At 62.4% G+C, this 13,198-nt stretch carries 12 protein-coding genes and 1 riboswitch; of the genes, 3 read left to right on the top strand and 9 right to left on the bottom strand.

The window, feature by feature from the left end; translation table 11 throughout:
- Nucleotides 1–85: 85 nt before the first annotated feature.
- The 3 genes from rpsI to AAIL66_RS04085 all read right to left on the bottom strand — a co-directional run bounded on the left by rpsI (nucleotide 86) and on the right by AAIL66_RS04085 (nucleotide 2,977).
- On the bottom strand, nucleotides 86–1,087 hold the full coding sequence (rpsI, locus tag AAIL66_RS04095; RefSeq protein ID WP_045838987.1) for a 30S ribosomal protein S9: 1,002 nt from the start codon (nucleotides 1,085–1,087) through the stop codon (nucleotides 86–88).
- Between the two features lie 219 nt (nucleotides 1,088–1,306).
- The gene (locus AAIL66_RS04090; RefSeq protein ID WP_034352047.1) at nucleotides 1,307–1,894 is read right to left on the bottom strand and encodes an alpha/beta hydrolase; all 588 of its coding nucleotides are present in this window, start codon (nucleotides 1,892–1,894) and stop codon (nucleotides 1,307–1,309) included.
- Between the two features lie 141 nt (nucleotides 1,895–2,035).
- Nucleotides 2,036–2,977: a LysR family transcriptional regulator gene (locus tag AAIL66_RS04085; RefSeq protein ID WP_003067965.1), complete on the bottom strand. Its 942-nt coding sequence runs from the start codon at nucleotides 2,975–2,977 to the stop codon at nucleotides 2,036–2,038.
- A gap of 194 nt (nucleotides 2,978–3,171) precedes the next feature.
- Here AAIL66_RS04085 and AAIL66_RS04080 point away from each other — a divergent pair, with 194 nt between their 5' ends.
- Both AAIL66_RS04080 and AAIL66_RS04075 read left to right on the top strand, forming a co-directional pair.
- Nucleotides 3,172–3,789: an FMN-dependent NADH-azoreductase gene (locus AAIL66_RS04080; RefSeq protein WP_003067966.1), complete on the top strand. Its 618-nt coding sequence runs from the start codon at nucleotides 3,172–3,174 to the stop codon at nucleotides 3,787–3,789.
- A 230-nt stretch (nucleotides 3,790–4,019) separates the two neighbouring features.
- Entirely contained in the window at nucleotides 4,020–4,421 is a 402-nt protein-coding gene (locus AAIL66_RS04075) for a hypothetical protein (RefSeq protein WP_059440181.1), read from the top strand.
- Between the two features lie 41 nt (nucleotides 4,422–4,462).
- On the opposite strand, the gene AAIL66_RS04070 is transcribed toward AAIL66_RS04075, so the two are convergent.
- From AAIL66_RS04070 to AAIL66_RS04045, 6 genes are all read right to left on the bottom strand, one after another.
- A complete protein-coding gene (locus AAIL66_RS04070; protein ID WP_063661040.1) occupies nucleotides 4,463–5,260 on the bottom strand; it encodes an SDR family oxidoreductase in 798 nt (265 codons plus the stop codon).
- Between the two features lie 145 nt (nucleotides 5,261–5,405).
- Nucleotides 5,406–6,404, bottom strand: coding sequence for an ABC transporter substrate-binding protein (locus AAIL66_RS04065; protein ID WP_343496068.1), 999 nt, complete (start codon nucleotides 6,402–6,404; stop codon nucleotides 5,406–5,408).
- A gap of 22 nt (nucleotides 6,405–6,426) precedes the next feature.
- Nucleotides 6,427–7,215 (bottom strand): ABC transporter permease, encoded by a 789-nt coding sequence (locus AAIL66_RS04060; RefSeq protein ID WP_343496067.1) that lies wholly within the window; start codon nucleotides 7,213–7,215, stop codon nucleotides 6,427–6,429.
- Complete coding sequence (locus tag AAIL66_RS04055) at nucleotides 7,212–7,949, bottom strand: ABC transporter ATP-binding protein (protein ID WP_343496066.1); 738 nt, start codon at nucleotides 7,947–7,949, stop codon at nucleotides 7,212–7,214. The genes AAIL66_RS04060 and AAIL66_RS04055 overlap by 4 nt, the downstream gene beginning before the upstream one ends.
- Before the next feature lie 25 nt (nucleotides 7,950–7,974).
- Nucleotides 7,975–9,441, bottom strand: a complete 1,467-nt coding sequence (locus tag AAIL66_RS04050; protein WP_343496065.1) for an acyl-CoA reductase — start codon at nucleotides 9,439–9,441, stop codon at nucleotides 7,975–7,977.
- Entirely contained in the window at nucleotides 9,438–10,532 is a 1,095-nt protein-coding gene (locus tag AAIL66_RS04045; protein ID WP_034352027.1) for a long-chain-fatty-acid--CoA ligase, read from the bottom strand. Before AAIL66_RS04045 ends, AAIL66_RS04050 begins: the two co-directional genes overlap by 4 nt.
- Nucleotides 10,533–10,602: 70 nt before the next feature.
- Nucleotides 10,603–10,694: riboswitch (TPP riboswitch) on the bottom strand.
- A gap of 310 nt (nucleotides 10,695–11,004) precedes the next feature.
- Between AAIL66_RS04045 and AAIL66_RS04040 the strand changes: the two genes are divergently transcribed.
- Nucleotides 11,005–13,134 carry a TonB-dependent receptor gene (locus AAIL66_RS04040; protein ID WP_343496064.1) on the top strand — a complete coding sequence of 710 codons (2,130 nt, stop codon included), beginning with the start codon at nucleotides 11,005–11,007 and terminating at the stop codon, nucleotides 13,132–13,134.
- Nucleotides 13,135–13,198: the final 64 nt, after the last annotated feature.

Below are 13,198 nucleotides of genomic sequence, written 5' to 3'. Positions count from 1 at the left end.
CAAGGGCCGCCCCTTACGCTTGGGGCGTCGCCCCCTCCCGCGCAGCGAGAGAGGGGAAAGCGGCATGGCCGCTCAGGGGGGATCTTTATTTACCGGGGGTGTAGAGCTTGTCGAACTGACCGCCATCGTTGAAGTGCACCTTCTGCGCTTCGGTCAGGGAGCCGAAGTACTTGGCCACGGTGAACTGCTTGATGGGCTTGAACTGGTCGGCGTGCTTCTTGAGCACCGCTTCGGAGCGAGGACGGATCGCATGCTTGGCGGCGATTTCCTGGGCCTCGTCAGAGTACAGCCATTGCAGATAGTCGATGGCCAGCTGGGTCGTGCCCTTCTTGGCGACGGTGCGCTCGACCACAGCCACAGGGTTCTCGGCCACGATGCTCACCGATGGGTAGACCGCGTCGACCTTGCCCTGGCCGAATTCACGGTCCACGGACACGACTTCGGATTCGAAGGTGATCAGCACATCGCCGATATTGCGCTGCAAGAAGATGCTGGTCGCATCGCGGCCGCCCTTGCCCAGCACAGGCACGTTCTTGTAGAGCTTCTGCACGAATTCGGCCGCTTGCGCATCGGTGCCGCCCTTTTCACGCACCGAACCCCAGGCTGCCAGATAGGCGTAGCGACCATTGCCGCCGGTCTTTGGGTTGACCACCACGACCTTCACATCTGGGCGCACCAGGTCGGACCAGTCCTTGATGTTCTTGGGATTGCCGTTGCGCACCAGGAACAGCATGGTCGATGTAGTGGGCGATGCGTCATGCGGGAACTTCTTGTTCCAGTCCTTGGCGACCACGCCGTTCTGGGCCAGGAAATCCACATCGGTGGTCGTGTTGAAAGTCACCACATCGGCAGCCAGGCCGTCATTGACGGCGCGGGCCTGGGCACTAGAGCCGCCATGGGACTGATCCACCTTGATGTCCACGCCCTTGGTCTTCTTGTAATGAGCGATGAAGGCAGCGTTGTAATCCTTGTAGAACTCGCGGGCCACGTCATAGGAGACATTGAGCAGTTGAGTCTGTGCCGAGACAGCGCCTGCTGCTGCCAGTGCGATGGATGCCAACAATGTCTTGAGCTTCACGGAATGCATGGTTCGCTGCCTTTTCTTGAGCAATGTGTATAGATGTACACATTGTGCGAACGACTCCTTAAAACTCAAAAGAATATATTTTTCTTTGTTTTTCTGAAATTCAATATAAAGAATAAAACAGCACGCGAGTTCAAGGTAAAAAATAGCCGTAAGCGCTCTACCAGCAAGTGCATGCAGCTATCAAAAAAAGAAGCATCAAAGAGAAACAACCCCGGGATTTCAGGCCGCAAGTGCAGCTGCCTGTAAGGGCCGGGCCGAGGCCTGAGCATTCCAGCCGCCCTGCTCGGTCAGCGACTGCAGCAATGCCAGCCCCAGCGGCCAGGCTCCGAAGCCCGACTCGATATTGATATGTCCGGCGTTCTGCAAACGCACCAGCTCGCTGCCCCAGGCCCTGGCATAAGCGCCCGCACGGCGAATGGGGCAGAACGGATCATTGCTGCTGGCCACCAGCACGCTGCGATAGGGCAGCGGCGCATAGGGCACGGGGGCGAAGTCGGCAAGCTGGGCGCGGCGCTCGGGGTCGGCAGGAGCCACCAGCAAGGCGCCATGAACGCGCGCCGCGGCAGCCTCGCCCAGATGCGCGGTCGTGATGCAGCCCAGGCTGTGAGCCACGATGACGGCAGGACGTTCATCGGAGAGCAAGACTCTTTCCAGCTCCGCCACCCAGGCATCGCGGTGCGGCACCAGCCAGTCCTGCTGCTGCACACGCACGGCGCCTTCCAGCTGCTCAGCCCACAGGCTTTGCCAATGGCCGGGACCGGAGTTGCGCCAGCCAGGCACGATCACGATGCGAAATGGGGATGTCATGCTGCCTCCTGTAATCTCGGAGCGCCAGCCGGGCCAGAGGAAAAAGCCCGGCGTGCTCCTGATCTGATAACAAGGCAGTCATTGTGGGCAAGGCCTGCCCAAATCCCAACGAATGTTTTGTTGTTATCTTATGGGCAGAAGCTAATGCTGCGCCGAGGCCGATGCTGCCTTTTGCACGGCAGAGATGCTGCTGCCCGGCATGCGCTCCCCAAGGAAGTCCAGGAAATGCCGCACCGCCGGTGCCAACCCACGCCGCGAGGGGAACACCGCATGCACGATGCCGCGCGGAGGTGCCCATTGCGGCAGCAACTGCACCAGAGTGCCCCGGGTCAATTCGTCCTGACACATATAGTCAGGCAGCCAGCACATGCCGCTGCCGGCCAGGGCCGCAAATTTCAGCGTCAGCAAGTCATCGACCACATAGCGCGGCTGTAGCTGCAGCCGGTGCTCCTTGCCTTCGGGCCCGACGAGCAGCAGGCTGGAATGGCCGTCGACTGCCGTCATCGCCATGCTGTCCAGCAACTGCAAGTCCTCCAGGGACCTGGGCGTGCCCTGGCGCTGCAGCAGATCGGGGCTGGCCACCAGAATCTGGCGCGAGCTGTCGAGTCGCTTGACGACCATGGAGCCGCTGTCCTCCAGCGTGGCACGCACGCGCAATGCGACATCAACCCCCTCCTCGACCAGATTGACTGGGCGGTTGGTGACCTGCATCTCCACCTGCACCAGCGGGCAGCGCTTGAGGAATTCGGGCATCAGCTCGCCCAGGACGGTCTGCGCCAGCGTCACCGGGCAGGTCACACGAATGGTGCCGCGCGGCTCGGTCTGGACTTCGGCCACGGCATCCGACGCTGCCAGGGCGGCATCGCGCATGGCCTGGCCATGGCGCAGAAAGGTTTCCCCCACTTGTGTCAGAGACAGCTTGCGGGTGGTGCGTTGCAGCAAGCGCACCCCAAGGTGGGCCTCAAGTTCGGCAACACGGCGCGAGAGGCGCGACTTGGGAATACCCAGTGCCCGCCCCGCAGCGGCAAAGCCGCCGCGCTCGACCACTTCGACGAAGTACAGCATGTCGTTGAGATCCACCATGCATATATCCTTGGACTCGATTGAATTGATATTTGGAACGATCTATCGCATTTTTGCAGACTTATTGCCGAATCTAAACAAATCTACAATCTATCCCATTGCAATTCAAAACGAATCACTGTTTTGCCGCAACGCAGCATCTGAGCTGGGCAAGAAGTGCTCTTTTACTCATTTTTAGAGATATAGGTACCAATATGCAAATCCTGCACATCGACTCTTCCATCACTGGCTCCAGTTCCGTTACCCGCTCCCTGACAGCCGATATCGTTGCCAACCTCAAGCAGGCCAACCCCGAAGCCAAGGTGGACTACCTGGACCTGGCCGTGAGCGCCCCCAGCCACCTGAGCGCGCAATCTCTGGGCTTTCGCACCGGCCAGGCCGCTGCCACCGAAGTCGAACGCCAGGAAAACGCCGTCTCCGAAGCGCTGGTCAGTCAATTCCTGGCTGCTGACGTGATCGTGGTGGGTGCCCCCTTCTACAACTTCACCATCCCCTCGCAGCTGAAGGCCTGGCTGGACCGCATCGCCCAGGCTGGCCGTACGTTCAAGTACACCGCCACCGGTCCCGTGGGTCTGGCCGGCGACAAGAAGGTCATCGTCGCTTCCGCTCGCGGCGGCGCATACTCCACCAGCGAAGCGGGCCAGGCCATGGAGCACCAGGAAAGCTACCTGAAGGTGATCTTCGGCTTCATGGGCGTGACCGACGTGACCATCGTTCGAGCCGAAGGCGTGGCCATGGGCCCCGACGCCAAGGCTGCCGCCATGGAAGCAGCCAAGGCTCAGATCGAGCAAGCACAAGCCGTCGCTGCCTGATAGCAGGCAAAGCTGCAAAAGCCGGTACCGCCCAGGGCGTACCGGCTTTTTTGCGCAACAAACTTGCTCACGACCAAGGTTTTGGACATTTCCGACTGAAGTTCTGGAAAAAGCTGCCGATCTGAAGGCCTGAACCCGCTATTTTTGATACGCTGAAAACAGTTAGATACCGATCAGGTCCGAGTCTCGGTTGCTCGGACATGCTTTCCCAGATGCCAGCTTCCCGCCCCATGCCCACCGCCGTCCGTCAATCGCCTCAGCGCTCCGACGAAAACCTCGTCGTCACCGCTATTGCCGCGTTTCTGGTGGCAGCACTGATTCTGGGCACGGTCGCCTATCAATATCTCAAGCATTCGCAGCAGCAAGAGCAGACCCGTACCGACCGTCAGGCCTACAAGCGCTACAACGACTATCTAAAGTCCACCGAGCAAGCCGCTCCCGAGCCGGCCGCCAAGCAGCCCGCCCCAGCACAGGCCAGCGCCGCGCCTGCCGCGCCACCCAGCATGGCCGAGAAGCTGCTCAGCCACCCTGCCGTCACGCCAGGCCCCGGCTTCAACGCTCCCGGCGTGCAGCAGACCGGCGTGGCCATCATCGATGCGATAGATCACGCCCAGGCAACCGCCAAGCAGTAAGGTCAAGAAGGCAGGCAGGCTTTGCCTTGCTGCCCGGCAGCTCAGCGCATCACCAGACCGCCGTCGACAAGCAGCAGTTGCCCGGTCATGAAACCGCTGAGTTCCGACGCCAGAAACAGCACCGGCCCTGCCACATCTTCGGGCCGTGCCAGCCGCCGCAGCGGCGTGGCCGCCATCAGCGATTCACGAAAAGACTCCTTGCTGTCCTGCGTACCCTGCGTGGGATAGACCAGACCGGGCGCCACACAGTTGACGCGGATGCCTACTGGCCCAAGCTCGCTGGCCAGATTGCGGCTGAAGGCCAGCAAAGCCCCCTTGGATGTCGTGTAGTCGTGATAGGCAACGACAGGCTGCTCCACCAGATTGCTGACAATGTTGACAATGCTGCCGCGCGCGCGCTGGCGCATCAACGGCAGCACCGCACGGCAGACATTGAAGCTTGCACCGACGGCCCCGTCGAACTGGGCCTGATAGTCCGCCCATTGCAGATCGTCAAAACGGCTGCGGCGTTCCGGATCGAATGCATAGGGCCTGAAGGCATTGTTGACCACGATATCAATGCCCCCCGCTTCACGCACGATGCCGTCTACCATGCTCTGCACCGCATCGGGCGAGCCCACATCGGCCTTGACCGCCCAGGCATCACCGCCCGAGTCCTTGCCCGCGGCCAGGCAGGCATCCACGGTGCTGGCTGCAGCCTCGTCATTGGACAGGTAGTTGACGGCCACGGTCGCACCCTCGCGCGCAAACGCCAGGGCAATCGCCGCGCCAATGCCGCGGCTGGCTCCCGTCACCAGCACCACCTTGCCGCGCAAGCCCATTGAAGAAGACTGACTCATATTCACGATTTCCGCTCAAACACTGACAGGCCCCAGGCAGGAGACAGCAAGCAAGTGCCTTGGCGGCTCGGCGCCATGCACTGATGCTGTCGTACCCCTCCCCAAAGCTCGGCGCCGCCCAAACGGTGCGCCTCAGGGGGGAGATTTACAGCGGCACAACCACATCCGCCACCTTGATCTGACGCTGCACCATGCCCAGCGCACGATAGGCATCGGCGCCTTTTTGCAGCGCAGCCATATCGAAGCTGCCCAGCGGCTGGCCCTGGACTGCCGGCATGGAAGAGGCGTTACGCAGGCGGATCACATACAGATTGATGTCGCGACGCGTGCCGTCGATGGCATATTTGCTGGCCAGCACCGAAGCCTCCTCGGGGTTCGCCATCATCCAGGCAGCGCTTTCGCGGTAGCCCTTGACGAAGGCCTTGAGCAAATCCTTCTTCTGCTGGAACACCTCCTCGCGCACCACAAACATGTCGCTGGACATATTGAGGTGGTCGCTGACCTGCATCACATTGACATCGCCTATGCCCTTGCGCAGGCCCACGGCCAGACCGGTATCCGTGGCGGCCGTGGCGTCAACCTGCCCTTGCATCAGGGGCGCAAAGTTCAACAGGCCGGTCACGACAATGCTCACATCCGACTCCTTGAGGCCGGCCTGATGCAGCATCACCAACAGGTTCTGGCGCGTGCCGCTGGCAAGGCTGTAGACACCGATCTTCTTGCCCTTGAGGTCTGCGGGCTTGCGAATGCCCGAGGACTTGAGCGAAACCACATTGAACACGTTCTGCGGATAGATGTCGTAGATCGCAACCAGCTTCTCGCCCTTGTCCAGAGCCATGAAGAAGGAGCCGGGATCGGTAAACGCCACGTCGGCCTGGCCGCTAAGGATGTTGCGAATCGCATCGCCGCCGCCTGCTCCGGGCAGATAGGCCAGCTCCACGCCGTTCGCCTTGAAGAAACCCTTTTCGGGCTCGACCAGAATATTGGTGATCTCGCTGATGGGCTTGCTCCAGCCGGCCAGGCGAATCTTGCCCTGCAGAGGAACCGCCATGCTGGTGCCGGTCATGGCAAGGCCGCTCAGGCCTGCACAGGCGCCGAGCAGGCTGCGGCGAGAGATGAACGAAGTCTGGTTGCTGGAGTGCATGACAAATGGTTTGAAGATGCAGTCAGGCCCGGTCGCCCGACTGCGAGGTTGAAAAGTGATGAGAGCGCAGCAAATAGCGCTCCAGAACAAGGCAGGCCTGATACAGCAGCAGGCCCATGGCGGCGATCAGCACCAGTGCCGCAAACATCAGCGTGGTGTCCATCATTCCCTGGGCAGCAATGACCACGGCGCCCAGGCCCTGGCTTGCACCCATGAACTCGGCCACCACGGCACCGACCAGCGCCAGCACGACGGCCACGCGCAGCCCGGCCAGAATCGCGGGCAGCCCGGTCGGCAGTTTCAGGCGCAGCAAGGTCTGCAGCCTGGTTGCGCCCAGCATGCGAAACAACTGCAGGCGCTGGCCATCCACCTGCCGCAGGCCCGTCAATGTGTTTTCCATCAATGGGAAAAAGCAGATCAGCGCCGTGATCAGCACCGTCGGCAACATGCCAAAGCCGAACCACAGCACAAACAATGGCGCCAGGGCCAGCTTGGGCACGACCTGGCTGACCACTACATAGGGCTTGAGCACGCGCTCCAGCAACTCGGACTCGGCCAGAGCCATGCCAGCCAGCAAGCCCACGGCACTGCCTATGAGCAGCCCCAGCAGCAAGGCCTGCAAGGTAGCCCAGAGATGCGGCCAGAAATAGCCGGACGCGAGACCCGACCACAGCGACAGCGCCACCGCCGAGGGCCCGGGCAACACCAGCGCCGACAAGCCAAATTGCCTCGCAGCCAGTTCCCATATTGCGATGACAGCTATCAAAAGCGAGGCAGACAGCCAGTGTGTTCTGTTCAGCAGGCCGTTCATGCGCCACCCCGGTCCATGGATGCGCGAATGCGCGCGCAATAGTCGTTGAACGCCGCGCCATGGCGCAGGCTCTGCTGGCGCGGCTGTGGCAGCTCGACGGACCAGTCGTCCACGATGCGGCCGCCATGCATGAGTGCAATGCGGTCACCCAGATAGACAGCCTCGTTAATGTCGTGGGTAACAAAGAGCACCGTCGTGCCATGGCGCTGGCAGGTGCGCAGCAAATCGTCCTGCAGTTCGGCACGCGTAATGGCATCCAGCGCCGCAAAAGGCTCGTCGAGCAGCAGCAGCGGCGGCTCCAGAATCAGGGCTCGCGCCAGCGCCGCGCGACTTTGCTGTCCGCCCGAGAGCTGCCCAGGGTAAAGCCGGGCGTGGGCGGCAAGGCCCAGTTGCTCCAGCAACTGCATGGCTGCATGTCGGTCCTGCTGCGTGAGTTTGCGCTGCAGCGATACAGGCAGCAGCACGTTGTCGATCACCGTATGCCAGTCCAGCAGCGTCGGCGCCTGGAACATAAAGCCCAGTTGCGGCCCCGGCGCTGCCAGTTCGGTGCCGCGCAGCAAGACATGCCCCGACTGGGGCCTGAGCAGGCCAGCCGCCAGCTTGAGCAGCGTGGTCTTGCCGCAGCCGCTGCGCCCCAGCAGGCAGTGAAACTCTCCAGCCCCGACCTGCCAGTCCACGCCATCCACCACGGGCACTCGTCCCGGGTAGCTGAATCGGGCCTGCTTGAATTCCATGAATGCCACGGCTGTACGCGCCCCCTCAATCCGCATAATCAGCCAGCGGCTGGGCCGCAAGTTCTGCCGACTGCTCGATCTCCGTCATGCGCACCAGATCCAGCAGGTTGAAGCGCCCGTCATGGTGCCATCCCGCCTCGGGCATGCTCATGGAGCCGATGGCGCTGATACGCGTAACGCCAGCCGCACCCAGCAGCCCCGCCAGGCGGTACAGCTCTTCGGGGCCGGCAGCAATGCCGGCGGTCTGCAGATAGTCGCGCTGAGCGGCCACCACGGGCAGCACGGCATCGAGCCGGTCCACGGCCACCACGGCAATCGTGCGGTACAACGCGGTCGGTGCCAAGGGCTGAAGACTCTCGCTGTAGGCCACGCTCCAAGGCGCATCCACAGGCCCCAGCAACTGGTGTGCTTCACCGCCCCACTCCATGTTCTGCTGCCAGCGTGCCAGCGCCGCCCCTTCTTCCAGATCCAGTTCGCGGCGTGCAAATCGTCGCTGCAGATTGGCAAGCTCGGCTGCCAGATAGTCGGCAAAAGCACGCGCAGAGACCGGCGCCCCACGCTGCACATAGAACACATGGGGCGAGTAGCAGCCCTGCTGGTCATAGCGCATCACGTCCCAGGCCGCCTGCCTTGCCATGGCCGGAGCCTTGAGCGTATCCAGCGCCTGCGCGTCGATCAGGCCAAAGCCCAGCTTGTGGCCATGGGGCAAAAAGCGCGTCGTCACGGGCAGGCGACGACGCAACGCATCCAGCGTCTGGTTGCCGCCATAGGCCAGCACCGTATCGGCCTGGGCATAGAGCGCGTCGGCCTCCTCGCCACCTGCACCGCGCCACCACACCACGGCCAGGCAATCGGCCAGCGGCGGGTGGACCTCTGCCAGCAGGCGTGCAAACCATCCCGCAAACAAAGGCTCGGCACTGGCCAGCTTACCAATCGCAGGGGCCTTGACCAGCAAGCCGCAGACCAGGCTCCACAGCGACAGCGCAGGTACGTTGCCGGCCCAGCTATGCACCAGCAGATCCGGGCCGAAAGCACGTACGGCCCCGCCCTTGGCTGCCGGTTGAAAACCATCGAGTACCGCCGGATTGGCAAAATCCTCGGCCACAAAGCGCTTGAGCTGCGCTGCACGAAAGGTCTTGAAAAATCCTGTCAGCCCCAGCCGCACCATATCGGCGTCATAGCCGCTGACCACGGGCAGCCAGGCTTCGGCCTGCTGGCGGTAGATGTCGTTACGGTCAAGCAGGCGGGCCATCGCACGATCGACGGCATCGATGATCTCGGCCACCGGCATGGGGCGCAGATGGGCGGCCGCGGCCTTGCGCACACGGCAGGCCAGTGCCTGCATCTGCGGCGCCGTCAGCACGGGCACGCTGACTTCCAGCCTCTGGCCGTCGCGGGACTCGAAGTCCAGCGTCTGCCACTGCACTTCGTCGTCGCCCAGGCCCGGCAGGTAGCCTGCCTTGATACGCTGCACCTTGCGCTGCTTGCTCATGCGCCGGCAGCTTTCACAAACTCTTCAACCGCCAGCGAGCAACCCTTGGCGGCGGCGCCCTCGGCGCGCCCTAGCAGCAAAAAGCCGTCTTTTTCCTGCGAGCCGGCCCACAGGCCCACATCCTCGGTCAGTATGGTGGTCACCGCGTTGTAGTTGGCCAGATCGCAATGCACCAGAATGCCGCGCTCACCAGCTGCCACGTCCCTGCCGGTGATCGGCTCCACCAGACGCGAACGAATCCAGTGCGGACCGGACTTGACCGAGGGCAGAATCGCATTGCCATCGTCATAGAACTGGGTACTCAGCTCCGTCATGCCATACATATTGATGCACAGACTGCGCGGCACGCCCAGCAGCTGCGAAAGCTCGGCATAGAACTCCTCGAGCGGCAGCTCGCGCGACTGCCCCTTGTAGCCGCCCGTATCCAGTACGCGGCTGCCTGCAGGCAGGCGAAAGCTGCGGCCCTGCGCACGCAGGGCATCCATCACATGGACCAGGCTGAAGCTCGCGCCCAGCAACGCAAACGGCTGGCCACTGCGCTCGGACTCTTCCAGCGCGGCACACAGGGCCGGCATGTCCAGCCCTTCCGAGTTCAGATAGTAGCGGCTGCCTGCCGAGCCGAATTCGGAACAGGCCAGGGCCAGATAGTGGGCCAGCGAGGAATTGGGCATGGCCTGCTCATCGGGAAACAGAATGCCCATGGGCATGCGCTCCAGCCCCTGCATGAAACGTCTGGCGAAATAGCGCTTCATGGACAGGTCGTAGACATCGAGCTGCGGATGGAAATGACGTCCGCGCGCAGCGCGTCCCGTGGTGCCGCTGGTCATGAATACGCGCTCGGCGGACGACGGCGGCTCGCTGCGCAGCTCCATGGCCTTGAAGGCATCGATGGGCACAGCCGGAACATCGCGCCAGCTCCTGACATTGCGCAGCGTAGCACCGCGTCGCTGGCAAAAGCTGCGAAACGGCGCATTGCATTCGTACTGGTAGGCGAAAAGGCGCAGGGCGAGTTGATTGAACTGGTCGTCGGTGCAGTCATCCATTGCGATGAAAGCAAGCAGATCTGCGACCAGCGAAGCGGCCTTGTCCATGAAATTCCTTCGAGAGCGGGGACATCATGCTCCGAAGGCTTGCTGACCATGCGAGAACGCACTGCCCTGAGGTCAGCTTGCAAGCTCTTCTTCCGCCGGTATGAACCGGGTCAAGTTCGCGGGTGTAGATCTCAGCACTGGCGTGCACCCCGGAGCGCGGCGCCATCTTACCCCAACGGCATCACTGCAAGGGGGCTGCACCGCCGCATGAAAGTCGCGTCACTTGTAACCTGGGGTAATGCTCCAGCACGGGCAAGAAGGACATACAGGGCAAAAACATCAAAATACTGCTGCCCAAATACAATCGACCCAGCACCGCAAGCTGCCTGAGACGTAACCTGCCACGGCGCCGACAATCACGCAGGTACGCCATGCCTGAAAGCGCGGCATGTCGCGTCGCTGGACTGCGTCAGCAGAGCTTGCAAGCCATCCAGGGCACTGAACGCCCGCCCCAAGCCCCAGAGATATTCACATGCATTTTTCGCGCCTTTGTCATCTGGCAGGCTGGCCTGTGGCCGCCGCCGGACTGCTGCTGACGGCACAGTCCGCAACAGCCCAGCAAGCCGCCGCCCAGCCGGAACTGCCCCAGTTGTCCGAAGTCACCGTGCGCAGCACCTTGCAGGAGTCTGCACTTGAGCAAACCCCGGCCTCCGTGACCGTGCTCGACGGCGAGCGCATGCGCGAGCGCAATCTGCAGGTCAATCTCTCGGAGTCCCTGAGTGCAGCTCCGGGTCTGCAGCTGCAGAACCGTCAGAACTACGCGCAAGACCTGCAGCTGTCGATTCGCGGCTTTGGCGCACGATCCACCTTCGGCGTGCGCGGCATACAGATCTATGTGGACGGCATCCCCTCCACCATGCCCGATGGCCAGGGTCAGACCAACAATATCGATATCGCCTCGCTGGAGCGCGTGGAAGTGCTGCGCGGTCCTTACTCCGCCCTCTACGGCAACGCCTCTGGCGGCGTGATCAATGCCTATACCGAACGTGGTGAAGGCGCGCCCTCGATGCAAAGCAGCTTTGCACTGGGCAGCGACGGCCAGAAGCGCCTGGGCCTCAAGGCCAAGGGCGAAACCAACGGGATTGGCTATGTGCTCAGCGCCAGCCGTTTTCTCACCGACGGCTACCGGGCCCAGAGCGCGGCGGACAAAAACCTGTTCAACGCCCGCATCGATGTCAAGCCCGACGAATACAGCCAGCTAACCCTGGTCGCCAACCATGTGGACATCGATGCCAAGGACCCCGGCGGCATCACGCCCAAGGACTGGGCGGCAGATCCGAAGGCTGTGGCGTCCAACCCCTTGCTCTACGATTCGCGCAAAAGCGTGAAGCAGACCCAGGCCGGCCTGACCTATGAGCGCCAGCTGGACGGCGGCCAGGCACTGCGCCTCATGGCCTATGCCGGTCAGCGCGAAATGATGCAGTTCCAGTCCACACCCAAGGCATCGCAGACCGGCTACAGAGGCGGAGTGATCGGTCTCAAGCGCGACTATGGCGGCATCGATGCGCGCTGGAGCGGCAAATACGAGCTGGGCAGCGGCAGCCTGAGCCTGATTGCCGGCCTGGCCGCCAACACTGTCAGGGAAGACCGTCAGGGCTACAAGAACTTTGCGGGCAACCAGCTGGGCGTGGTCGGCGAGCTGGTGCGCGACGAGCGCAACACCCTCACCAGCATAGACCCCTATCTGCAAGCCTCCTGGGCCTTTGCACCGCGCTGGAAGCTCGATGCCGGCCTGCGCTGGAGCAATGTGCAGTTCCAATCGCGCGACCATTTCCTGGCAGACAAGAACGACAGCGGCAATGCCGGATTCCATAAGCTGCTGCCGGTTGTTTCGCTCCAGCACGAGCTCAATCAGGACACCAATATCTATGCCTCGCTGGGTCGCGGCATGGAAACACCGACCTTCAACGAGATCTCGTACCGCCCCGATCTGGCGGGCGGTCTGAACTTCGGCCTCAAACCTGCGGTATCGACCAGTGCCGAGCTGGGCATCAAGCAACGCTTCAATGTGGCCGGACTGCGCGGCGACTGGTCTGCCGCACTGTTCCAGACCCAGACCGACGATGAAATTGTGGTGGCCAGCAACGACAACGGCCGCACCTCTTATCAGAATGCCGGCAAGACCCGCCGCCGCGGCATGGAGCTGAGCACCAGCACCTGGCTGATGCCCCAGTTGCGCCTGAGCGGCGCGCTGACCTTGCTTGATGCCAGCCTGCGCAGCGGCTATTGCGACAGCAAGGGCCAGGACTGCACTCCCGCCGGCAACCGTATTGCCGGCACGGCCAGGCATTTGGGCTACCTGGGACTGGAATGGCTTCCCGCCACCGACTGGCGTGTGGGCCTGGACTGGCGTCATGTGGGCCGTATTGCCGCCGACGACAAGAACCAGGTCTATGCCCCCAGCTACAACGTGGCCAGCCTGAGCGTTGGCTACACCAAACGCCTGGGCGCCTGGAAGCTCAGCACTTTTGCCCGCATCGACAATCTGGCGGACAAGAACTATGTGGGCTCGGTCATCGTCAACGAAGGCAACGGACGTTACTACGAGCCCGCTCCGGGACGTCAATGGATGGCCGGCACCAGCCTCAGCTACCAGTTCTAAACATGTCATCCGGCTTTGCCGGACAGCAGAAAGCGGGTCCAGAGCCCGCTTTTTTCACATCCGG

This window comes from Comamonas sp. F1-6 (assembly GCF_039581415.1).
GTDB classification, from domain to species: Bacteria; Pseudomonadota; Gammaproteobacteria; order Burkholderiales; family Burkholderiaceae_C; genus Comamonas; species Comamonas thiooxydans.
The sequence above is the reverse complement of the archived record's forward strand: the minus strand, read 5'-3'. Positions and strand labels throughout refer to the sequence as shown.